The 20,057-nt window shown below is 66.5% G+C and carries 26 protein-coding genes; 6 read left to right on the top strand and 20 right to left on the bottom strand.

The features are described 5' to 3' along the window. Positions 1–26: 26 nt before the first annotated feature. The gene (locus O3305_RS09265; RefSeq protein WP_269576131.1) at positions 27–1,328 is read left to right on the top strand and encodes an OmpP1/FadL family transporter; all 1,302 of its coding nucleotides are present in this window, start codon (positions 27–29) and stop codon (positions 1,326–1,328) included. 31 nt (positions 1,329–1,359) lie between these two features. Here the strand turns inward: O3305_RS09265 and flhB are convergent, their stop codons facing one another. From flhB to flgC, 5 genes are read right to left on the bottom strand one after another with little or no spacing between them, the layout of a single operon-like run. Further along, positions 1,360–2,430 (bottom strand): flagellar biosynthesis protein FlhB, encoded by a 1,071-nt coding sequence (gene flhB / locus O3305_RS09260; protein WP_269576130.1) that lies wholly within the window; start codon positions 2,428–2,430, stop codon positions 1,360–1,362. Next, positions 2,430–3,188, bottom strand: a complete 759-nt coding sequence (gene fliR / locus O3305_RS09255) for a flagellar biosynthetic protein FliR (RefSeq protein ID WP_269576129.1) — start codon at positions 3,186–3,188, stop codon at positions 2,430–2,432. The genes flhB and fliR overlap by 1 nt, the downstream gene beginning before the upstream one ends. Further along, a complete protein-coding gene (locus O3305_RS09250; protein ID WP_184168624.1) occupies positions 3,185–3,451 on the bottom strand; it encodes a flagellar biosynthetic protein FliQ in 267 nt (88 codons plus the stop codon). Before O3305_RS09250 ends, fliR begins: the two co-directional genes overlap by 4 nt. A 5-nt stretch (positions 3,452–3,456) precedes the next feature. Beyond that, positions 3,457–3,774, bottom strand: coding sequence for a flagellar hook-basal body complex protein FliE (fliE, locus tag O3305_RS09245; RefSeq protein WP_184168623.1), 318 nt, complete (start codon positions 3,772–3,774; stop codon positions 3,457–3,459). Between the two features lie 12 nt (positions 3,775–3,786). Beyond that, entirely contained in the window at positions 3,787–4,194 is a 408-nt protein-coding gene (gene flgC / locus O3305_RS09240) for a flagellar basal body rod protein FlgC (RefSeq protein ID WP_269576128.1), read from the bottom strand. A 117-nt stretch (positions 4,195–4,311) separates the two neighbouring features. On the opposite strand from flgC, the gene O3305_RS09235 reads away from it, so the two are divergent. The 4 genes from O3305_RS09235 (at position 4,312) to O3305_RS09220 (ending at position 6,541) form a co-directional block, all read left to right on the top strand. Beyond that, a complete protein-coding gene (locus tag O3305_RS09235) occupies positions 4,312–4,548 on the top strand; it encodes a FliM/FliN family flagellar motor switch protein (RefSeq protein ID WP_184168621.1) in 237 nt (78 codons plus the stop codon). Then, positions 4,548–5,138 carry a FliO/MopB family protein gene (locus O3305_RS09230; RefSeq protein WP_269576127.1) on the top strand — a complete coding sequence of 197 codons (591 nt, stop codon included), beginning with the start codon at positions 4,548–4,550 and terminating at the stop codon, positions 5,136–5,138. Before O3305_RS09235 ends, O3305_RS09230 begins: the two co-directional genes overlap by 1 nt. Then, entirely contained in the window at positions 5,131–5,865 is a 735-nt protein-coding gene (gene fliP, locus O3305_RS09225; RefSeq protein WP_184168619.1) for a flagellar type III secretion system pore protein FliP, read from the top strand. Before O3305_RS09230 ends, fliP begins: the two co-directional genes overlap by 8 nt. A 280-nt stretch (positions 5,866–6,145) precedes the next feature. Beyond that, entirely contained in the window at positions 6,146–6,541 is a 396-nt protein-coding gene (locus O3305_RS09220; protein ID WP_269576126.1) for a hypothetical protein, read from the top strand. Positions 6,542–6,831: 290 nt separating this feature from the next. On the opposite strand, the gene O3305_RS09215 is transcribed toward O3305_RS09220, so the two are convergent. From O3305_RS09215 to O3305_RS09145, 15 genes are all read right to left on the bottom strand, one after another. Continuing rightward, entirely contained in the window at positions 6,832–7,449 is a 618-nt protein-coding gene (locus tag O3305_RS09215; RefSeq protein ID WP_269576125.1) for a PilZ domain-containing protein, read from the bottom strand. An 85-nt stretch (positions 7,450–7,534) separates the two neighbouring features. Continuing rightward, positions 7,535–7,987 (bottom strand): hypothetical protein, encoded by a 453-nt coding sequence (locus O3305_RS09210; RefSeq protein WP_269576124.1) that lies wholly within the window; start codon positions 7,985–7,987, stop codon positions 7,535–7,537. Positions 7,988–7,998: 11 nt separating this feature from the next. Then, positions 7,999–8,853, bottom strand: coding sequence for a flagellar motor protein MotB (locus O3305_RS09205; RefSeq protein WP_269576123.1), 855 nt, complete (start codon positions 8,851–8,853; stop codon positions 7,999–8,001). A gap of 2 nt (positions 8,854–8,855) precedes the next feature. Next, a complete protein-coding gene (locus tag O3305_RS09200; RefSeq protein ID WP_269576122.1) occupies positions 8,856–9,191 on the bottom strand; it encodes a hypothetical protein in 336 nt (111 codons plus the stop codon). Next, on the bottom strand, positions 9,191–9,715 hold the full coding sequence (locus O3305_RS09195) for a chemotaxis protein CheD (protein WP_269576121.1): 525 nt from the start codon (positions 9,713–9,715) through the stop codon (positions 9,191–9,193). The genes O3305_RS09200 and O3305_RS09195 overlap by 1 nt, the downstream gene beginning before the upstream one ends. Next, complete coding sequence (locus O3305_RS09190; RefSeq protein WP_184168612.1) at positions 9,715–10,104, bottom strand: response regulator; 390 nt, start codon at positions 10,102–10,104, stop codon at positions 9,715–9,717. The genes O3305_RS09195 and O3305_RS09190 overlap by 1 nt, the downstream gene beginning before the upstream one ends. Beyond that, positions 10,104–11,141, bottom strand: a complete 1,038-nt coding sequence (locus O3305_RS09185; RefSeq protein ID WP_269576120.1) for a protein-glutamate methylesterase/protein-glutamine glutaminase — start codon at positions 11,139–11,141, stop codon at positions 10,104–10,106. Before O3305_RS09185 ends, O3305_RS09190 begins: the two co-directional genes overlap by 1 nt. Then, positions 11,141–12,019 (bottom strand): CheR family methyltransferase, encoded by an 879-nt coding sequence (locus tag O3305_RS09180; RefSeq protein ID WP_409372639.1) that lies wholly within the window; start codon positions 12,017–12,019, stop codon positions 11,141–11,143. The genes O3305_RS09185 and O3305_RS09180 overlap by 1 nt, the downstream gene beginning before the upstream one ends. After that, the gene (locus O3305_RS09175; RefSeq protein ID WP_184168610.1) at positions 12,016–12,513 is read right to left on the bottom strand and encodes a chemotaxis protein CheW; all 498 of its coding nucleotides are present in this window, start codon (positions 12,511–12,513) and stop codon (positions 12,016–12,018) included. The genes O3305_RS09180 and O3305_RS09175 overlap by 4 nt, the downstream gene beginning before the upstream one ends. Continuing rightward, positions 12,510–14,693 carry a chemotaxis protein CheA gene (locus O3305_RS09170; protein ID WP_269576119.1) on the bottom strand — a complete coding sequence of 728 codons (2,184 nt, stop codon included), beginning with the start codon at positions 14,691–14,693 and terminating at the stop codon, positions 12,510–12,512. The genes O3305_RS09175 and O3305_RS09170 overlap by 4 nt, the downstream gene beginning before the upstream one ends. After that, positions 14,690–15,055: a response regulator gene (locus tag O3305_RS09165; protein ID WP_269576118.1), complete on the bottom strand. Its 366-nt coding sequence runs from the start codon at positions 15,053–15,055 to the stop codon at positions 14,690–14,692. The genes O3305_RS09170 and O3305_RS09165 overlap by 4 nt, the downstream gene beginning before the upstream one ends. Beyond that, positions 15,052–15,369 (bottom strand): STAS domain-containing protein, encoded by a 318-nt coding sequence (locus tag O3305_RS09160; RefSeq protein WP_184168607.1) that lies wholly within the window; start codon positions 15,367–15,369, stop codon positions 15,052–15,054. Before O3305_RS09160 ends, O3305_RS09165 begins: the two co-directional genes overlap by 4 nt. Next, entirely contained in the window at positions 15,344–16,228 is an 885-nt protein-coding gene (gene motA, locus O3305_RS09155; RefSeq protein WP_269576117.1) for a flagellar motor stator protein MotA, read from the bottom strand. The genes O3305_RS09160 and motA overlap by 26 nt, the downstream gene beginning before the upstream one ends. Positions 16,229–16,309: 81 nt before the next feature. Then, a complete protein-coding gene (locus tag O3305_RS09150) occupies positions 16,310–17,128 on the bottom strand; it encodes a class I SAM-dependent methyltransferase (protein ID WP_269576116.1) in 819 nt (272 codons plus the stop codon). Next, positions 17,125–19,521 carry an HAD family hydrolase gene (locus O3305_RS09145; protein ID WP_269576115.1) on the bottom strand — a complete coding sequence of 799 codons (2,397 nt, stop codon included), beginning with the start codon at positions 19,519–19,521 and terminating at the stop codon, positions 17,125–17,127. Before O3305_RS09145 ends, O3305_RS09150 begins: the two co-directional genes overlap by 4 nt. Before the next feature lie 115 nt (positions 19,522–19,636). On the opposite strand from O3305_RS09145, the gene flaF reads away from it, so the two are divergent. Beyond that, positions 19,637–19,999: a flagellar biosynthesis regulator FlaF gene (gene flaF, locus O3305_RS09140; protein ID WP_184168603.1), complete on the top strand. Its 363-nt coding sequence runs from the start codon at positions 19,637–19,639 to the stop codon at positions 19,997–19,999. Positions 20,000–20,057: the final 58 nt, after the last annotated feature.

Genomic DNA, 20,057 nt, shown 5'->3' with positions numbered 1-20,057 from the left:
AGTACTGCGTATCAAGGATTACCCGAATGTCCCCCTACAAGGTTTCGCTTGCCACCGGCGGCGCGCTGTTCGCGCTGATCGGCTTCTCTCAGGCTGCCAACGCCCAGGCCTTCTACCTCCAGGAACAGTCCGCGCGCGCTGCCGGCCGCGCCTTCTCCGGTGAGGCCGCCGACACCGGCTCGGCTTCGATCTGGTGGAATCCCGCTTCGATCGGCGGCATCGAGAATGGCGATGGCACCATCTCCGCTTCCGTCATCCTGCCGCGCGGCGAAGTCGTCGACAGCGGCACGCTGATCGTCCGTCCGGGCCAGCCGGCCGCGCCGGTCGGCGGCAACGGCATCACCCGCAATCCGATCAACAACGGCGTGCTGCCCTCGGGCGCGATCGCCGTGCCGCTCAACGATCGCATCGCGCTCGGCGTGTCGATCACCTCGCCCTACAGCTTCACTACCGATTATCCGTCGGACAGCTGGGCGCGCTACAGCGCCGACAAGACCAAGCTGCGCACCATCGACATCCAGCCGAGCATCGGCGTGGCGGTGACCGACTGGCTGCGCGTCGGCGCCGGCCTCAACATCGAGTACACCGATGCCAGCCTGAGCAACGCGCTGCCCAACCTCGCCGCGACGCTGCCGGACGGCCGCCAGGAGCTGAAGGGCGACGGCTGGGACTTCGGCTGGACCGCCGGCGTGCAACTCCACTCGAGCCGCTTCACCCTGGGCCTCAGCTACAAGTCGGCGATCGAGCATACGCTGAAGGGTGACCTCACCGTCTCCGGGCTGGTCGGCCCGCTCGCGACGTCGAACCGGGCGCTCTCGGGCATCGAGGCGAAGTTCTACACGCCGTCCCAGGCGATTGCCGGCGCGCGCTTCGCGGCGACCGACAAGCTGACCCTCAACGCGCAGGTCATCCGCTATGGCTGGGACAAGTTCGACGCGATCCGCCTCGGTGCGCCGGTCAATGCCGCGCTCCCCGAGAATTATCGCACCAGCTGGAGCTATGCCGGCGGCGTCGACTATGCGGTGTCGCCCAAGGTGACGCTGCGTGCCGGCGTCCAGCGCGCGACCACGCCGACCCAGGATACCGAGCGTGACGCCCGCGTGCCGGATTCGGATCGCTGGAACTTCGGCCTGGGCGGGAGCTATGCGGCGAGCAAGAAGCTCTCGCTCGATCTCGCGGCCAACTATGTCAGCTTCGCCGACGCGCCGATCGACCGCGTGACCGCGGCCTATGCCGGCACCGCCGCGCAGACGCCGATCCTCACCGATGGCGAACTGCGCAACGCCAGCGCCGTGGTGCTGACCGCGGGTGCACGCCTGAAGTTCTGACGGACTTTGAACGATCGCGGGGAAGTGGCGCTCAGGCGCGCTTCTTCGCGATCTTCAGCACATAGCTGATGACTTCCGCCACGGCGGCATAATGCTCGACCGGGATCGGGTGATCGAGCTCGGCATTGGCATAGAGTGCGCGGGCGAGGGGGCGGTTCTCGACCAGCGGGATGTTGTTCTCGGTCGCGATCTCGCGGATCTTGAGCGCGATGGCATCGACGCCCTTGGCGACCACTACCGGTGCCGCCATCTGGCCGTGATCGTACTGCAGCGCGACGGCGTAGTGGGTCGGGTTGGTGATCACCACGCTCGCCTTGGGCACGTTCTGCATCATGCGGTTGCGCGAGCGCTGCATCTGGATCTGGCGGATCTTCGCCTTGATGTGCGGATCGCCTTCGCTCTGCTTGTGCTCGTCCTTGATCTCCTGGAGGCTCATCCGCATCCGCTTGAGGAACGCGCGGCGCTGCCAGACGAAATCGAACAGGGCGAGTGCGCCCACCAGCATCGCGATCGGGCGCAGCATCGAATAGACGATGCCATGCGTGGCGCTGCCCACTTCCTGCAGGTCGGCGCCGACCATGGAGTCAACGGTGGCGGCATGGGGCCATGCCAGATACGCGGCCACGCCGCCGACCAGGCAGAGCTTGGCGACGGTCTTGGCGTATTCCACCAGCGCCTGCTTGCCGAACATCCGCTTGGCGCCGCTGGCCGGGTTTAGCTTGGACCATTTGGGCTTGACCCGGCTCCAGCTGATCATCGGTCGGCCCTGGAGGATGCCGCCGATCAGCGCGATGGCGAACAGCGTGCCGAGCACCGGCATCAGCGCGGTGGCGGTGGCGCTCAGCACGCCGGTCGCAAAATCCTCGGCGCCGCGCGGCTCCATCCGGAAATCGTCGGCGCTGCCCCATAGCCGCACGAACAGATTGCCCATCAGCTGCATGGTATAGGTACCGAGACCGCCCATGACGACAAGCATGCCGATGAAGATCGCGGCATGCTTCATCTCGGGGGCCATCGGCACGTCGCCCTTCTCGCGGGCGTCCTCCAGCTTCTTGTCTGTAGGGTCGTGTGTCTTGTCGTCCTGGTCCGTATCGCCCGACATCACCAGCCTCCCTGCATCGCATCGCCCATGGCGCGGGCGAAGAAGGTGAGCATGGTGCCGAGCGTGGCTGCGGCCAGGCTGATGCCGAGCAGCAGGTTGAGCGGCTGGGCGATGAAGAAGACCTGGATCGCCGGGGCGACGCGCGCGGCGAGGCCGAGGGCTACGTTGAAGACGATGCCGTAGATGAGGAGGGGCGCGGCCAGGCTGAGGCCGAGCGTCATCGAACGGGTGATCGCCTCGACCGCGAGCATCGCGAAGTCATGCGCGGGCGGCAGACCGCCGACCGGGAAGCTCTGATAGCTGTGGACGATCGCGCCGAGCCAGAGGTGGTGGACCTGCATGCCCATGCAGACCAGCGCCGCCGCCATGGCGACGAACTTGGAGAGCATCGGCGCGCTGCCGCTCTGCGCGGGATCGAAGATCACCGCGGAGGACAGGCCGATCTGGGTGGAGATGATCGATCCCGCCATGGAGACCGAGAAGAACAGGATCTTGACGATCATGCCCATGGCCAGGCCGGTCATCAGCTCGGCGACGAGCACGGCAGGCAGGGCGGCGCCGGCCTCGACCGCGACGCGGGCAGGGGCGCCGACCAGGCCGTACATGGTGGCCGAAAGCCCGAAGGCGATCATTAGCCGGATGCGGCCCGGGATGGCATCGTCGCCGAACACCGGGAGCAGCATCAGCACCGCGCCCACGCGGGCGAAGACGATGAAGAAGGCCGAGGCCTGCAGGGCAAGATCGGGGGGCAGGGTCATCCGCCGGTCACGATCATGCCGCTGATCTTGGTCATGAAGTCACTCAGCGCCGCGCCGATCGTCGGGAGCATCAACAGCAGCACCAGTCCCATCGCCAGCAGCTTTGGGACGAAGGTGAGCGTCGTTTCCTGGATCTGCGTCAGCGCCTGGAGCAGGCCGATGACGGTGCCCACGATCAGCGAGGTCAGCAGCAGCGGACCCGCGATGGTGAGCACCAGCATCAGCGCACTCTGCGCCAGCGCAAGGACCTGCGACGGCAGCATCGCGGTTAGATCTGCATCCGCATGATATCGGAATAGGCGTTCACCACGCGGTCGCGCACGGCGACCATGGTGTCGAGCGCGGTCTCGGCGGCGCCGATCGCGGTGACGACGTCGATCAGGTCGCCCTTGCCGGCAACCTGCTGGGCCGACGCCTTCTCGGCGGTGCGCAGCTGGTCGGCGGTGCCGGTGACCATGTCCTCGACCATTGCGCCGAAGCCGCCGGCACTGCCGCCGGTCTTGATCGGGTCGGTCTTGCTGTTGGTACCGCCAAGGCCTGCGACGCGGCCATAGGCCGACATCGCATCAAGTGCTCCGATGGACATTCCGGGTATCCTTTACTTGAGGAGATCGATGGTGCGCATCGTCAGGCTCTTCGCGGCCTCGATGGCATTGAGATTGGCTTCGTAGCTGCGCTGCGCAGCCTTCATGTCGGCGGTCTCGATCAGGCCGTTGACGTTGGGCTTGAGGACATAGCCGTCCTTGTCCGCGGCCGGGTGGCCCGGCTGATAGACCTTGGTGAAATCGGACTTGTCGTTCTCGATCGACTTGACCTTCACGCCCATGCCGCCGGTCGAGCGATCGACTTCGGCCTTGAAGCTGGCGACGCGGCGGCGATAGGGATCGCCGCCCGGGGTGTCCGAAACCGAGTCCTGGTTCGCCAGATTTTCCGCGATCACGCGCATGCGCAGCGACTGCGCGCGCAGGCCCGAGGCGGAGATGCCGAGCGAGGTCTTGAGGTCCATGATCGTCCTTCCAGACAGCCCCCGATGGGCCGTTTCCTCCATTGTAGGCAAAAATTGCCGGGCCGGGCGCCGAGCGCGGAAAAAAGGTTCCTATAAGTCATCCAGAAAGGAACACGCATGTCAGTGCTCGACGGAATTATGGTCGATATGTCGATCGTGCTGGGCTCGGCCAATGTGCCGATCCGCCAGGTCCTGCAGATGAGCCGTGGCGCGATGATCCCGCTGGAAAGCAGCCAGGATGATCCCTCGCTCGTATATGTGAATGACGAACTCGTCGCGAAGGGCGTCGTCCTGGTCGACGGCGAAGTGATGTCGCTCGAGATCACCGAGCTCGTGAAGAAGCAGCGCCACTGATGGATATCCTGTCGATGCTGCGCACCATCGGTGCGCTCGGAATGGTGCTCGGCATGCTCGCCGGCGCGCTGTGGTTCGTGAAGCGCTATGACGTGAAGCTGCCCGGCCGCGTGAGCAGCTCGCGCCGCAAGCGTATCGAGATCGTCGAGCGGCTGTCGGTCGACGGCAAGCGCTCGGTCGCGCTGATCCGCCGTGACGGGATGGAGCATCTCGTGATGTTCGGCCCCGAGGGCCAGTCGACGATCGAGACCGGCATCGCCGCGCCCGAGCCGGCCGAGCCGGAAGTCACCGCGGAGCCGGTGCCGGCCGCCAACCTGGCCGAGGATCTCGCCGCGTTGCGCGGCAACTTCGCCAAGCTGGTCGATCGTGTCGAGCTGCCCAAGCTTCCCGAGATTTCGAAGCTGATCGAGCTGCCCAAGTCGATCGAGCTGCCGAAGCGCCCGGCCAAGCGCACTGCCGCCAAGGTGGCCTCGCCCACGGTAGTTGCAGCCTGCACGCCGTCGGCCCAGCGTCCGCCCAAGCGCGTCCGCGAGCCGCGCAACACCACGCGGTGGAACCGCGCAGCGGTCCGGGCCGCGATCGATGCATAAGATCCTCGCGGCGGCGGTCGCCGCCCTGATCCTCATGCCGGCTGAGGCGTATGCCCAGTCCAAGGGCACGACGATCAACATCGGCGGCGCTGACGGCGCGCTCTCGGCCAAGGCGATCCAGCTGGTGCTGATGCTGACAGTGCTCAGCCTGGCCCCGGGCCTGCTGATGACCGTCACCAGCTTCACCCGCATGGTGGTCGCGCTTTCGCTGCTGCGCACCGGTATCGGCGCGCCCGGCGTGCCGCCCAACCCCGTGATCATCAGCCTGGCGCTGTTCCTCAGCTTCTTCGTCATGGCCCCCACCTTCAACAAGGCGTGGGAGCAGGGCGTCGATCCCTACACCAAGGGCCAGATCACCGAGCAGGTCGCGTTCGAGCGCACCGCGGAGCCCTTCAAGAAGTTCATGCTCAGCCAGGTGCGCGACGGCGACCTCAAGCTGTTCGCCGATCTGGGCGGCAAGCCGATCCAGAACCGGGCCGAGACCCCGCTGACGACGCTGGCGCCGGCCTTCATGATCTCCGAGCTGCGCCGCGCCTTCGAGATCGGTTTCCTTTTGCTGCTGCCGTTCCTGGTCATCGACCTGGCGGTGTCGGCGGTGCTGATGGCGATGGGCATGATGATGCTCCCGCCACCAACGATATCCCTGCCGATGAAGATCATCTTCTTCGTGCTGGTGGATGGCTGGGCGCTGGTCGCCGGGTCGCTGGTCAAAAGCTTTGCCACATAGCGAAGCGGCCGAGTGTTCAGGGAAGAAAGGGCGGGTGCCGGGGGGCGTCCGCCCTTTTTGCTTTGGGGGGCGGAGGGTTGTTCAATCAATCCTCCCCGGAGGGGGAGGGGGGCAGCGAAGCTGGTGGAGGGGTATTCTCCACGGGCTATGTCGCTTGAGGCGCGCTCCCCTCCACCACCAGCTCCGCTGGCGGTCCCCCTCGCACTCCGGGGGAGGATTGCGGTGCCGTATATCTGTGCCGCCGATAGCTAACGCATCGAAGATATGCTTCACTCCGCAGATGACGCGTCGGAAAGGCTGCACCATCGCGCTCGTCGCCCTGGCGATGCTGCTGGCCTATGGCGTGCTGTTGCTGCTCTCGCATCTCCCCTGGCCCGTATCCGATCCGGCAAGGCTGGCGGCGATCCGCGGCGAAGCCCGAGCGCTGATCGCAAGATATCCGGCCAGGCCGCCGGAATATTATGCTTCCATCCCGGAGAGCCAATGGCCCGCTGCCATTGCGGGCCTCCATCCCGATCGCGTCATCGTGCACGAATGGGGCGTCGATATCCTGATCAAGCCCTTTTTCGATGGCGGCTGGGGATATCATGTCGGTGCCGGCAAGCGGGCGTTGCCGATGCTCGAGGGCTGTTATTCCGAGCTCAGCCACGAGGTCTTCTGGCACGGCCCCTGCTGAGCGAGGCCGTGGTTCCGTCCCGTCCTTGCAATGTGGGATTTCGCCTGGTCGACTGGTCTGGCTGGCCGCTCTGTCATTCTGTTGGAAAAATAGGATCATGCTGCCGCAAGAATATTGCGAAATCGGACGCGTCTCCGGGAAAATAGGGAAGATAGCGAGGGCGAAAACCCGCTCTTGGCCTGTACTTTGTGTACTTCCGCGAGTCGGAGCGCACCCGGTGTTGGAACGCAAAAAGAGGCGCCCGTGCCACGGCACGGACGCCCCAGTCTGCGTTAAGATCGTAAAATCGTTCAGCTATGCGCTGCGGGGCTGTCCAGCCAGGCCGAGAGTTCGGTGTAGGAAATCGGATCGTGGAAGGCGATGCCCGCGAATTCCTCGTTGCTCCAGCGCGTGGTGCAGCGGCGCGTGGGCAGGCCGGGGATCATCAGGATCACTTCGCTGTCGACGCGCAGCGTGCGCTGCAGGCGGAGGCAGGCGCCGCCCTGGGACAGGTCGGCAACGATCACGTCGATCGAGCGGCCGAGCGAGCTGATCCGCGCCGGCACGTCGGCGGTGAAGCGCGGCGAGCGCGGGCGCGCTGCGGTGGCTTCGGCTTGGGGCTTGCCTAGGATCGCGTTGACGTCGGCGGGTGCGTCGAAGCGGACGCCGGCACGGCTGCCCTTGGTCCACGCGATCGCGCCGCTCAGCTGGGCGCCACCGCGCAGCTCGACGCTGATCTTCATGGCCGGCAGCAGGGACGCGATCGTGTCGATCTGCATGCCATGCTCGGAGATATTCCGTACGCGGCAAAGCTGGCCGGGATTGCCCTCATGGCTCAGCTTGCCGACGAGCAGGGTGGCCACGGCACGTGGCGCGCGCTCGACCCAGTCGTCGCGATCCTCGAATGCGCTGGCGGGGATGGCTTCCACTTTGTCCTCGGCTGGTTGCGGGTTCTTCCTATTTTATAGGGTGGGCGACGGCGGAGGCGGGCCCATATCCTACAAAATACGTAGTTTACGCAGGAGTAGCCTGAGTGATCGCGACCTTGCGGACGACGCCGGCGCCGAACGCTTCGGGGGCCGATGCTTCCACTACCTTGCGGAACTGGTCGAGGCTGGGCAGCAGCCCGTCCTTGCCCGCTGCCATCGGCGTCTTGAAGGTGCGCATGTTGATGGCGTGGAGCAGCAGCGGCAGCCGCGCGGTCACCTCGGACGACTTGTCCTCCGGCACCTCGAGGTTGAACTGGAACTGGACATAGCCGGTCAGGCGGCCGTCATCGGCCGAGACAAGCGGTGCGAGCAGCTTGTCGACGGGCACGAACGCCGTCTTGACTTCCTCTGTAGCTGCCGGAGCCGAAGCGGCCTGGGCGGGGCGGGGCCCCAGCACCAGCAGGGTGCCGAATGCAGCAGCGCCCCCCAGGCCAAGCCCGGAGAGCAGCACGACGATCAGGAACAGGATCTTCTTCATGGCGCCGATACTCAGAACTTGAAGCTGCTGTCGGTCGGCAGCGACGAAGCTTCCGCCTTCAGGACGATGGTGATCCGCCGGTTCTCCGGTCGATCGGGCTGGTCCGGGAACACCGGCCGGGTGCCGCCCATGGCGACGACCTCTGCAAAGCGGTCCGCTGTCATGCCCGATGCGATCATCGCCTGGCGCGCGGCGAGCGCGCGGGCGCCCGAAAGCTGCCAGTTGGCGTCGCTCTGGCCGCCGCCCGAGGCATCGGTGTGTCCCTCGATCGCGATCTGGCCACCCGACTGGGCGAGCTTGGCCGCGGTCTTGGCGAGCAGCGAACGGGCGAACGGATTGAGCTCGGCAGTGCCGGCGCGGAACATCGACTGCTTGTCGGTGTCCATCAGCGTGATGCGCATGCCGTCGCGGTCGGGCTGGATCGCCACGCTCTTGCGGCCCTGGTCCTGCGGCACGGAATCGAGCGCGACCTGCAGCTCGCTGGCGAGGACGCGCATCGAGGTGTCGGGCACATTGGCGGTGCCGCCGCGCGCCGCGCCGCTGGTCGCGGCCTCGGTGGTTGGCGTGCCGTTGGCGCGGCTGCTGTCGTTCGACGAACGGCGCGCCTGGCCGCCGGCACCTTCCGACGTTCCCATCACGGGAGTCGACGGCGCGGTGTCCGACACGGTCGGCGAGAAATAGGCGGCGAGGCCCTTCAGGCGCTGCTTGTCCGGATTGGCGATCAGCCATAGCAGCATGAAGAACGCCATCATCGCGGTCACGAAGTCGGCATATGCGACCTTCCAGGCGCCGCCATGGTGACCCCCGGCGACCTTCTTGACCCGCTTGATGATGATCGGACGATCATTGCCGCCATAAGCTGGCATGGTCAGGCGCTCCGAAGCGCGTCGCGCATGCGCTGCTGCACGGCGCCGAGGCGGATATGGCCGATCGCGGTGAGCGAGTCCTCGCCCCCGGCAATCCGCTCGAGCAGGTTCACGCACTCATCGGCATGCTGGATGAGATAGTCGAAGTCCTGCAGCTGCTCGAGGTACGAGGCCGCGAAATGCTCGTCGCATACGAGCACTTCCGCCAGTGCCTCGAGCTTCACCCGCATCTCGCGGATCTCGTTCGCCACCACGGTGTGGAGCGTCGACGAGAAGGGGTCGAAGCCGGAGATCGCCTGCGAACCGGAGAGCTGTGAGGGGATGGGCATGCAGGACATCAGAACAGCTCCAAATCGCCACCGGAAACCGGGGCTTGAACGGGGACCGGCGGGCGCTCGGGCACGCGGTCCGTAACCTTGACGCAGCGGCTGCGGCCCTCATGCGGCAGGAACTCGATCTTGCGCGCGCTCGTTCCCCCCAGGTCCGCATGCGCCACCTGGATGCCTTCGGTTTCCATGAAGCGACGCGCGAACGACGCGTTCGAGGAGCCGATCGAGCCCAGTCCGGAGACGATGTTGGCACCCCCGTATAGATGCGCCATCAGCCGGCCGCGCACCGCGCCCTTCTGCATCATCCCGTTGATGACCACTTCCATGGCATGCACGCCGTAGCGCGCCATCTCGGCGGCACCCACGCGCTGGTCCGCGCTGGGCTCGCCGAGCAGGAAGTGGTTCATGCCCCCGACCCGGGCGACCGGATCGAACAGACAGGCCGCGACGCAGCTGCCGAGCAGGGTGGACACGACCACCCCCGGCTCGGCGACCACGGCATGCTCGCCCTGAACAATGGCGAGCCGGCGCATCAGGTGAGCTCGCCGAAGACGCGCTCGATCTTCTCCTTCAGCGCGGCGGGCGCGAAGGGCTTCACGACATAGTTGTTCACACCCAGGGCCGCAGCCTTCTGGACGATCTCCTTGTCCGACGAGCCGGTGAGCATGATGAACACCGTCTTGCCGATCACCGCATCGGTGCGGACCGCTTCCAGGAACTGGAGGCCGTCCATTTCCGGCATGTTAAAATCGGAGATGATCAGGTGCACGCGGTCGGCCTTGACCGAGGCCAGGGCTTCCTGGGCACTCGGCTTGTCGCGCACGTCCTTGAACCCGAGATCCTGCAGAGCGCGACGGATCATCGCGCGCATGCTGGTCTGGTCATCGACCACCATCACCTTGATCGCTGCAGCAGCAGGCATCAGACGCTCCCAATCTTTTCGCGGCAGGCCTTGAGGATCGCCTCAGGCATGCCAGACAAACCAACTTCATGTTCCACCGCACCCAGCTCCTTGGCTGACCGCGGCATCCCCCAGACCACGCAAGTTTCCTTGCTCTGGCCCAGCGTACGAGCACCTGCCTGGCGCATGGCCAGCATTCCTTGCGCACCATCCGAACCCATGCCGGTAAGGATCACGCCGACCGCGGCGGCGCCCAGCGGCGCGACCGAGTGGAACAGCGTGTCCACCGAAGGCCGGTGGCCGGAGACCGGATCGCCATCGCGCAGCTTGATATGGCCGCGAATGCCTCCGCGCAGCTCCATGTGGCGCTGCCCTCCAGGAGCAATATAGACGGTTCCAGGCAGCACCGGTGCGCCGTCCGTAGCTTCCACGACATTGACCCGGCATTCGCCGTTCAGCCGCTCCGCAAAGTTGCGGGTGAACGCGGCCGGCATGTGCTGAACGATCAGCACCGGCGGGCAGTTTTCGGGCAGGGCAGGGAGCAGCGAGAACAGCGCCTCGACGCCGCCCGTGGACGAGCCGAGCGCGATGATCCGCTCGCCGACCGCACCGGCCGCGAGGGTCGGCTGGACGGGCAGGCGCTGCGGCCCGGCGCGGGCGACCGAACGGGCGGCGGCCTTCACCTTCTCGCAGAGCAGCACCGCGTCGCGCTCGATATCCTCGGGCGTGCCGCTGGGCTTGGTGACATAGTCGACCGCGCCCAGGCGGAGCGCCTCGATCGTCACTTCCGCGCCGCGGGCGGTCAGCGTCGAGCACATCACCACCGGCATCGGCCGGAGGCGCATGATGCGCTCGAGGAACGACAGCCCGTCCATCCCCGGCATCTCGACGTCGAGCGTCAGCACATCGGGGTTGAGCTGCTTGATCATCTCCCGCGCTGCGAACGGCTCAGGCGCCATGCCGACGACCTCGATTGCCGGGTCCGCGGCAAGCATGCGCTTGAGCGTCGCGCGCATCGAGGCGCTGTCATCGACGATAAGCGTACGTACCGGTGCCATCAGTGCACCTCCGGCTTCTGATAGATGGTGTGACCGCACGAGCGCATGTGGCGCGCCGCCGGCCCGATCAGCCGTTCCGAGTGACCGATATAGAGGTGCGCGCCGGGAGCCAGCTGGTTGACGAAACCCGCCTCCAGCTCTTCCTTCGCGGGATCCCCGAAATAGATCATCACGTTACGGCAGAAGATCACGTCATAGGCGGCCTTGAGCGGCCAGGGCTCGAACAGGTTGAGCACCTTGGCCGTCACCAGCGCGCGTGCCTCGTCGGCCATCTGGTAGCCGCCCTGCACGGGCTTCATCCAGGTGGAGCGATAAGGCTCGGGCACCGCCTCGGCGACGTTGTCGGCGTAGAAGCCGCGACGTACCGATTCCACGACGTGGGGAGCGATGTCGGTGGCGAGCAGCCGGACGTCTGCGTTGCGCAGCCAGGTGGCCGACGTGCGGTCCGGGCCCAGCAGGCACATGGCGATCGTATAGACTTCCTCGCCCGACGAGCATCCCGCCGACCAGATCCGGATCGGACCCTGCTTGCGCTTGAGCACCGGCAGGACGTGTTCGCGGAAATGATCGAAGTGATGCGGCTCGCGGAAGAAATGCGTGTGGTTCGTGGTCAGCGCCACCACCATCGCATGGCGTTCCACCGGGTCGCTCTGCACGAGCGCGACATAGTCGGAGAACTTGGCCAGGCCGTGCTCGCGCAGCCGGCGCCCCAGGCGCGACTGGACGAGCGTGGTCTTCGCCTCGCTCAGCGCGATGCGCGCATCCTCGTGCATGATGGCGGCGATGGCGGCGAAATCGCGGGGCGTGAGCTCCGCATTCGCCGCCGCCATGCCCACCCCGACGCCGGCAGGCGCCAGGGCGCCCCCGGCGGCGGTCACGCTGCGAGATCCAGGTGCTTGGTCAGGCTCAGCGCGTCGAGGTCGAGCAGCAGCACCATGGTGCCCTTCTCGTCCCGGGTGCCGTCCTTCTGGCGCGTGGCGATGCGCACCAGGCCCGCGATCACGGTCGGCTCGATCGTCTCGACCTCGGGGGCCGGCTGGATCTCGGTCTCGCCGATGGCGACGATGTCGTTGACTTCGTCGACCAGGAAGCCGGCCTGCTTGCCCGCGATGTTGACGACCAGCACGCAGGAGCGGGCGTGGATCACGCTCGGCTCCCAGCCCAGGCGCTCGGCGAGGCCGACCACCGGGATCACGTTGCCGCGCAGGTTGGTCACGCCCTTGATGAAGCCCGGGACGTTGGGGAGCGGGGTCGGCTCGTCCCATTCACGGATTTCGATCAGCGCGCGCATGTCGATCCCGAAGGTCTGCTGGGCGAGCGAGAAGGTAACGATCTTGCGGTCGGTACCGGCGTTGTCGTTGGTCGTGGTCATGCTGCCAGTCCTTTCGGGGTATAACGGTTGGTGGAGGCGACGAGCGCCTCGATATCGAGGATGAGTGCGATCGAGCCGTCACCAAGGATGGTGGCGCCGCCCAGGCCGCGGATCGGGTGGAGATTCTGGTCGAGGCTCTTGATGACGACCTCGCGGCGGTCATCGATCGTGTCGACGACGAGGCCGACCTTGCCCGAACCTTCGCTCTCGACGATCACGACGAGGCTGTCCTCGACCGCGCGGTCGTCGTTCAGCCCGAAGATCTCGGTCGTGCGCTTTACCGGCACATATTCGCCGCGCATGTCGATCACTTCGCTGTCCGGCGCGGTGCGCTTGACCTGGCCCGGCTCGGGCTGGACCGTCTCGAGCACATGCGCGAGCGGCAGCACGAAGCGCTGGCCGGCGAGGCGGACGATCATGCCGTCCAGGATCGCCAGGGTGAGCGGCAGGATCATGGTGAAGGTGGTGCCTTCACCCGGAACCGAGTGGATCTCGATGCGGCCGCCAAGCGCTTCCACGTTCGAGCGGACCACGTCCATGCCCACGCCGCGACCCGAGATGTTCGAGATCGTTTCCGCAGTGGAGAAGCCCGGGGCGCAGATCAGCTGATCGATCTCTTCGTTGGACAGCTGCGCATCGGCGGGGATGATGCCCTTTTCGATGGCCTTGGCCTTGACCCGCTCGCGATTGATGCCGCGGCCATTGTCCGAGACCCGCACGAAGATGCGCGCGCCCTTCTGCTCGGCCGAGAGCTTGATCGTACCCTCAGGCGACTTGCCCGCGGCGATGCGCTCCTCGGCGCTTTCCAGGCCATGGTCCGCGGCGTTGCGGATCATGTGGGTCAGCGGATCGCCGATCTTCTCGATCACGCCCTTGTCGACTTCGGTCGTCTCGCCGGTGGTCTCGAGGTTGATCGTCTTGCCGGTCTCGACCGAGAGGTCGCGCAGCATGCGCGGCACGCGGCTGAAGGCCTGCTTGATCGGCTGGGCGCGCAGCGACATGACATTGTCCTGGATCTGGCGCGTCAGGCGGGCCAGTTCCGGGAGTTCCACGCGCTGGCGATCGGCCGGCGAGAGCCGGTCGGCCAGGATCGAGTTGCGGATCACCAGCTCGCCGACCAGGTTGAGCAGCAGGTCGAGCTTGCCCAGGTCGACGCGGATCGTCTGCTGCGCATCGCTGTTCGCCTTGGGGGCGATGGCGGGCGTATCGACGCTGCCGACGGCCGGCGAGGCCGCGGCGATCGTCTCGACGACGCGCTGCATCTCGGCGGCGAAGTCCTCGACGCCGGCGGTCACCGGCACGAAGCCGAACTCGTCCGCGGCGGCAACCTCGACTACCGGCGCGGTGGCCGGGGCAGCGTTCTCGTCACGGCGGACCTCTACGATCGAATCCGGTGCGACGAAGTCGAAGCAGTCGTTGATGTCGCTCTCGCTCACTTCGCCCGGAACGCGCAGCGTCCAGGTGAAATAGGCGTCCTCGGGATCGAGGTCGCGCAGCGGCGGCACCGTCGAGGTATCGACCGCGACGATCTCGGCGCCGAGCGCTTCGAGTTCGCGGACGATCAGCAGCGGCTCGCCGGCATTGGCCAGCGCGGCGCGCGAGGGCTTGAAGGTGACGATCCACGGTGCGTCCGCGGCCGGAGCCTCGGCGGGGGCGTCGAAATCGTCAAGCGACACGGCCATCGGCACGAAGCCGAACTCGTCCGCCTCGTCGGCGGCAGCCGGCGCGGCCGGAGTCTCCACCGCCGCCGGTATGGGGGCGGTGGAGTTGGCCACGGGCGCGCCGTCATCGGCGCCCTTGTTCTCAAGAACCTGCTCGAGCGCGGCGAGCGCGGCCTGGTCGGCCGGGCGGGGCGCCAGGCCCTTGGCGGATTCGACATGGTCGGTCAGGATGTCGAAGGCGCTCAGCATCACCTTGACCACGCCGGGGCTTGGCGGGATCTTGCCGCCGCGCACTTCGTCGAGGACGTTCTCGAACTTGTGCGCGAAGGCGGTGAGGTCAGCATGGCCGAACGCGCCGGCGCCGCCCTTGATCGAGTGGACCGCGCGGAACACGCCCGCGATGGTTTCGGCCGAGACGTCGCCGGCCTGCATGGCCGAAAGGCCCTGCTCGGCGGTCACCAGACCTTCGGCGCATTCTTCGAAGAAGATCGCCTGGATTTCGTCGAGTTCGTCGCTCACGGGCACACGCGGCGGATGGCCGCCCCCAGCTTGGTGGCTTCGAACGGCTTGGTGATCCAGCCGGTGGCGCCGGCCGAGCGGGCGCGGGCCTTCTTCTCGTCCGAGAATTCGGTCGACAGCACGAGGATCGGGGTGCCGCGGAACTCGGCGACGCCGCGCACCGCTTCGATCAGCTCGAAACCGTCCATCTTCGGCATGTTGATGTCGGTGATGAGAAGGTCGGGCTTCACTTCGTGCATGCGCTCGAGGCCGTGTTCGCCATCATTGGCGCTTTCGATGCGAAAGCCCTGGGCGGTCAGCGACGTCTTGAGCAGCATGCGCATGCTCGCCGAATCATCGACGGTAAGGATCAACTTGCTCACAGAACGTCTCCGGTCTCGAGGCCGATCGCCGCTGCCAGCTGGCTGCGGTTCACGCGATCGACGAATGCGGGGCTAGGGTTGGCGATGCGGAATTCCTGGCCGCCCGCAGCAGCTTCGGCGCGCGCGGCGACGAGGAGCTGGAGGACGGCCTGGCCGACGCTCTCGACTTCCGACGCATCGATTTCGATCGCGTCGTCGAGGTCTGCGGCGAGCACGAGGCGCACGCGCAGGTCTTCGGCCGTAACGGTGGTGCCATGGGCGGGGAGGCGCAGCGCGCGCTCCTCGGCATCAGGCAGCTGCTGGGACTGGTCCATTCTTGGCCTCGTCAAGTGCGGTTTCGAGTTGCTGGAAGGTCGGCGCGTAGGCCGACGGCGTCATGCGGCGAGCAATTTCAATGGCCACCTGAACCGGCTGGTTCTGGGCATAGGCGACGATTGCCGTCTTCACGATCTGGAAGGGCTTGCAGTCGGCATCGATCGTCTCGAGCAGCTTGGAGGCGAGCGGGCCCACCACGCAGTAGCTGAGCAGAACGCCGAGGAAGGTGCCCACGAGCGCGCCGCCGATCATCGAGCCGAGGATCTCGGTCGGCTGGTCGATCGAGCCCATGGTCTTGATGACGCCGAGCACGGCGGCGACGATGCCGATCGCGGGCAGGCCGTCGGCCATGATCTGGAGCGCGTGCTGCGGGCCGGCCTCTTCGTGGTGATGCTTCTCGATGTCCGCGTCCATCGCGGCCTCGATCTGATGCGGGTCCTCGAAGTTGACCGTCATCATGCGGAGATAGTCGCAGACGAACTCGATCAGGTGATGGTCCTTGAGCAGGCGCGGATAGGGCGTGAAGAGGTTGCTCTCCTCAGGCTTGTCCAGGTGCGGCTCGAGTGCCGTGGCGCCACCCTTCTTGAAGGTGGAGAGCACGGTGAACATCAGGGTGAGCAGGTCCTTATAGTCCTGCGCCTTCCACTTGCTGCCCTTGAAGGCACGCATGATGCCCTTGCCGGCGTTCTTCACGGTCGACATCGAGTTGGCGACGATGAACGCGCCGATCGATGCGCCTGCGATAGCCATCATCTCGTGCGGCAATGCGTGCGCGATGATCTCGAACTTGCCGCCCGAGATCACGAAGCTGCCGAATACGCAGACGAGAATGATGATGAATCCGATGCCGTTGAGCATGGCGGTTCGCCCAATGTCCCTGTTGTTTCCAGAATTATAGGAAGGTTTTGCCGGGGCAGGGTCGTCGCCCCGGCAAATTGGTTAAGCGGCCTCGGCGGCGCGGTCCTGCCAGTCGATGACGGCCAGGTAGTTGCGCAGGCGGTTCGCCTCGAGCGAAGCCAGCAGCTTGTTGTTGTGCCAGGGCATGATCATCTCGGCGAGCGCCGGCGCCCAGGGGGCGGAGGACTCGAAGAGCACGCCCAGGCCGAACACCGCGGGCACATGCGCCCAGGCGAGCTGGCGGTCGTCGGTGCGGGCTTCGTCGAGGAAATCCTCTACCGCGGTCAGCACGCCGTTGCGCGGGCCGCCCTCGTGCAGTGCCCAGGCGAAGCTGCCGGCGCCGCGGAAGCCGCGATTGGGGGTGCAGGCCGCGCTGCCGAGCGCCACGCCGCCCTCGAAGCTGTAGGGGTGGCGGTGTTCCTCGGGGATGCGGTCGGGTGCGTAATAGCAGTCGCGCCGGGCGCAGGGCCAGGAGACGTCGTGCATCAGCGCGAAAAGCGGCTTGCCGTCGCGGCGCGCCAGCCGGTCGGCGATGCGCAGCTCCTCGATCACGGTGTAGTAGTTGTGGTCGCCGTCGATCACCCAGGCGTCGATGTCCGCGAGCTCGGGCATCGCGTCATGGCTCGGCTTGGCGATGTGGCGCACCTCGGGGGTCTGGTTGACCCAGTCGATGAACTCCTGCTTCGGCGCCGGATCGATGCTGGTCAGGCTACCGCCGGTCGCGCGGGCATAGGCGGCGAGCTGCTGCGAGGTGCCGCCGAACTCGGCGCCGACCTCGGCAATGTTGCGGGCACCGGCGATGTGCAGCGCCTGGAGGATGATGTCCGAGAATTCGGACATGGAGTGGATCAGCAGAGTCATGCGACGGCTCCCATGAGCGTGGTGGTGGCGGGCGCGGGCGCGGCGGGCGCGCGCGCGGCAATCGGGCGGAATGCGATGGCGAGCATCATCGGCCGGTCGCCCTGGCGGGGCGGCGGCGGCACCATCATGAAGGAGAACTCGTTCTCGCAGCGGAAGAGGTGCGGCGCGACCTGATCCATGCCTTCGAGCGAGGGCAGGGCATCGATCTCGCCGGTGCCGTGCTGGATCTTGTCGCTCAGGAAGGTTTCGACCGGCATGAACACCGCGCTCTCCACCTGGACATAGTCGTAGAGCTGGCCGAACTGGACGCCCACCGAGAAGCGGCTGTCGCCGATCGGGATGGGAGCCAGGTAATAGCCGTCATGCGTCGGCGTGGCGGTCACGTTGCCGGTCGAGACCTGGTTGCCGTCGGCGACGATCAGCGGGAGCGAAATCGAGTTGTCGACGAAATCCTGGTACTTGAGCGGCATCGCGAAGCGGCGCTGGGCGAGCAGGCTCAGCTTGAGCGCCAGCCCTTCGCCGTGCAGCTCGGCTGGCAGGTACATGCGCTCGGCGCCCTTCATGTAGAACAGGCCGCGCTGGCGCAGGCCCTTCTTCGCGATGGCCGGGTCGAACAGCGAGACGGTGTTGTCCACGCCCAGGTTGATGTCGTGCTCGAACTCGCCGAGTACCGCCAGCTCGGACCCGAGCGGCACATACATCAGCCGGCCGAGGACGGCCGCGGCAGCACGGCGCCACATGACCATCTCGTGCGCCGGCGCGACCGCGCGGATGATCGCTTTGCCTTCGTCGCGAACGAAACGCAGGCAGCCTTCCTGCACCCGGTCGCGCACCGCCGACTGGCGCGACTTGATCGAGTTGCCGCGGCGGATGGCGGTGCCATCCTTCTCGTAATCGACAACCGAGCCCTGGGCCGCGGTGCATAGCTGCTCGAGCACGGCGACATTGGCGCACAGCGATTCCAGTGCCGCGCAGTCATAGTCGTCGTGGCCGATAAAGCCCTTCTTATCCAGGCCGCTGCGCGACTGCTCGCGCAGCAGCAGGTAACGGCCGGCGACCTTCACGCCGAGCGCGCCGGCAAGCAGGCTGTCGATATCGTTCTGGACCGAGCCGTTATAGCCCAGGTCGACCAGCATCAGCGTGTCGCCCTTGGCCGGGTTCACTTCCTTGCGGACATGGGCGACCAGCCGCTCGGCAAAGGCACGCGAAGTGCCGATGATGCGGCGCATGCGCTGCGGCTCCTGTACGGCCCGCATGAATGGCAGGGGGCGGCTGTTCTCCTTGAGCAGCTTGGCGGCTTCGGGGGCCGGCAGCAGCAGCTGCTGCGCAACCGCGCGCAGATCGCTCAGGATCTCGCGCTGGACATAATGCTCGACCTCTTCCGCGGTGCGCAGCGAGGCGGCGGTGGCGGTGAAGCGGCTGATCTCGACGGCGTGGCCGGTGCGGCCGCGTGCCTCATGCACCAGCTGCGGCAGATAGCCGTCGCGCATCAGGAACACGGCATGGACGGTGCCGCCATTCTGCGCCTGCAGCGCGGCAGCTTCCTCTTCCAGCCAGCGGTCGAAGCCGAGCAGTGCCGGCCCGAGCGTGGTGTAGCCGAGCACCTCGGCCGTGTCGCTCATTTGCGGCTCGTTCGCCGCGATCGTCGCGCGATGCGGCTGATGGGTGATCGCCAGGCCCGCTTCGGTCGCATGGAAGATGTTGCTGATCGCGCTCTCCAGCCGGATGCGCTGCTCGGTGCCTTCGGTGAACTGCTTGAGGTGCAGTGTATTGACGCCGAAGGGCGCGACGCCGTCGACGTCGGCCTTCTTGTTGTCGCCGATGTGCAGGATTTTCTCGGGCGCAATCTTCAGTGCCTTGAGCACCGGCTCGTACAGGCCTTCGCTCTTCGCCTTGCCGTAGTGCGACGAACAGAAGATGCGGCCGATCAGGCCGGCGACTTCCTCGCCCGCCGCGGCGGCGATCAGCCCGCGCAGCTGCTTTTCGTCGAGATAGGTGTCGGAGACGATGATCGTCTCGATGCCGCGAGCCTTGGCAGCGCGCATCAGCTCGACAGTGGGCTCGAACGCGAAGCAGTGGCGCGCCTCGGCGTCGAGCTCATCCTGCACGGCGGCGCGGCGCTCGGCGGTGCTCGCCTTGGGCATCAGCTCGGCGTAGATTTCGTCGATATGGACTTCATTGCGGCGGTCGCTGACGGCGGCGTTGTTACGCGCGGTCTGCTCGGCCCAGCCGCGCTGGAGCAGATTGGCTTCGCCCAGCGCGCCGAACAGGTCGCGCGGGGCATGCACGTCGCGCCACAGGAGCGTGTCGAAGCAGTCGAGCGACAACAGGGTCACGCCCGGATAGGCGTCCAGTGCCGACGGCAGCGCGTGCGGAAGGATAGCGTTGGCCAATGATTTTCCCCGGATGCGCGCCCGAAATCGGGTGGGCGCAGTAATCTTATAGGATGTTCGCACCCGGAGCGGTCGCAACCGTCCTAGAATGAAGGGTCAAGCAAATGGAGCGAGCATGACCCTTAGTGCTTATCAGGCAGCCCGTGCCCGGGCCGAAACGCCGCGCTCGGCGGAGCTCAGGTTGTTGGGCGAGATCACCGGCGAGATGATGGATGCGGAAGAGCGGGGCGCGAAGGGCGCGCTCCTGATGCCGTCGCTGCATCGCAATCGCGAGATGTGGCACGCCTTCACCACCGATTGTAACGACCCCAATAATGGCCTGCCGCGCGACCTGCGCGCGCAGATCGTCTCGCTCGGCCTGTGGGTCGATCGCTACACCAGCGACGTGATCGCCGGCCGTGAGCGCATCCGCGAGCTGATCGAAGTCAACCGGATGATCATCGAAGGCCTTCGCGTCCCGCAGCGCGTCGCCGCCTGAACCATTCTCCGATCGACAGAAAAGGGCGCCCGGCAATAGCCGCGGCGCCCTTTTTCCT

Origin of the sequence: Sphingomonas sp. NIBR02145, assembly GCF_027359115.1 — a bacterium.
Lineage (GTDB): Bacteria > Pseudomonadota > Alphaproteobacteria > Sphingomonadales > Sphingomonadaceae > Sphingomonas > Sphingomonas kyeonggiensis_A.
Note: the sequence above shows the minus strand (reverse complement) of the source record. Positions and strands in the feature narration are given on the sequence as shown.

Coding starts and splice junctions, on each gene's coding strand:
- O3305_RS09265 (WP_269576131.1), top strand. CDS start 27: ATGTCCCCCTACAAGGTTTCGCTTGCCACCGGCGGCGCGCTGTTCGCG.
- flhB (WP_269576130.1), bottom strand. CDS start 2,430: ATGTCGGGCGATACGGACCAGGACGACAAGACACACGACCCTACAGAC.
- fliR (WP_269576129.1), bottom strand. CDS start 3,188: ATGACCCTGCCCCCCGATCTTGCCCTGCAGGCCTCGGCCTTCTTCATC.
- O3305_RS09250 (WP_184168624.1), bottom strand. CDS start 3,451: ATGCTGCCGTCGCAGGTCCTTGCGCTGGCGCAGAGTGCGCTGATGCTG.
- fliE (WP_184168623.1), bottom strand. CDS start 3,774: ATGTCCATCGGAGCACTTGATGCGATGTCGGCCTATGGCCGCGTCGCA.
- flgC (WP_269576128.1), bottom strand. CDS start 4,194: ATGGACCTCAAGACCTCGCTCGGCATCTCCGCCTCGGGCCTGCGCGCG.
- O3305_RS09235 (WP_184168621.1), top strand. CDS start 4,312: ATGTCAGTGCTCGACGGAATTATGGTCGATATGTCGATCGTGCTGGGC.
- O3305_RS09230 (WP_269576127.1), top strand. CDS start 4,548: ATGGATATCCTGTCGATGCTGCGCACCATCGGTGCGCTCGGAATGGTG.
- fliP (WP_184168619.1), top strand. CDS start 5,131: ATGCATAAGATCCTCGCGGCGGCGGTCGCCGCCCTGATCCTCATGCCG.
- O3305_RS09220 (WP_269576126.1), top strand. CDS start 6,146: ATGACGCGTCGGAAAGGCTGCACCATCGCGCTCGTCGCCCTGGCGATG.
- O3305_RS09210 (WP_269576124.1), bottom strand. CDS start 7,987: ATGAAGAAGATCCTGTTCCTGATCGTCGTGCTGCTCTCCGGGCTTGGC.
- O3305_RS09205 (WP_269576123.1), bottom strand. CDS start 8,853: ATGCCAGCTTATGGCGGCAATGATCGTCCGATCATCATCAAGCGGGTC.
- O3305_RS09200 (WP_269576122.1), bottom strand. CDS start 9,191: ATGTCCTGCATGCCCATCCCCTCACAGCTCTCCGGTTCGCAGGCGATC.
- O3305_RS09195 (WP_269576121.1), bottom strand. CDS start 9,715: ATGCGCCGGCTCGCCATTGTTCAGGGCGAGCATGCCGTGGTCGCCGAG.
- O3305_RS09190 (WP_184168612.1), bottom strand. CDS start 10,104: ATGCCTGCTGCTGCAGCGATCAAGGTGATGGTGGTCGATGACCAGACC.
- O3305_RS09185 (WP_269576120.1), bottom strand. CDS start 11,141: ATGGCACCGGTACGTACGCTTATCGTCGATGACAGCGCCTCGATGCGC.
- O3305_RS09175 (WP_184168610.1), bottom strand. CDS start 12,513: ATGACCACGACCAACGACAACGCCGGTACCGACCGCAAGATCGTTACC.
- O3305_RS09160 (WP_184168607.1), bottom strand. CDS start 15,369: ATGGACCAGTCCCAGCAGCTGCCTGATGCCGAGGAGCGCGCGCTGCGC.
- motA (WP_269576117.1), bottom strand. CDS start 16,228: ATGCTCAACGGCATCGGATTCATCATCATTCTCGTCTGCGTATTCGGC.
- O3305_RS09150 (WP_269576116.1), bottom strand. CDS start 17,128: ATGACTCTGCTGATCCACTCCATGTCCGAATTCTCGGACATCATCCTC.
- flaF (WP_184168603.1), top strand. CDS start 19,637: ATGACCCTTAGTGCTTATCAGGCAGCCCGTGCCCGGGCCGAAACGCCG.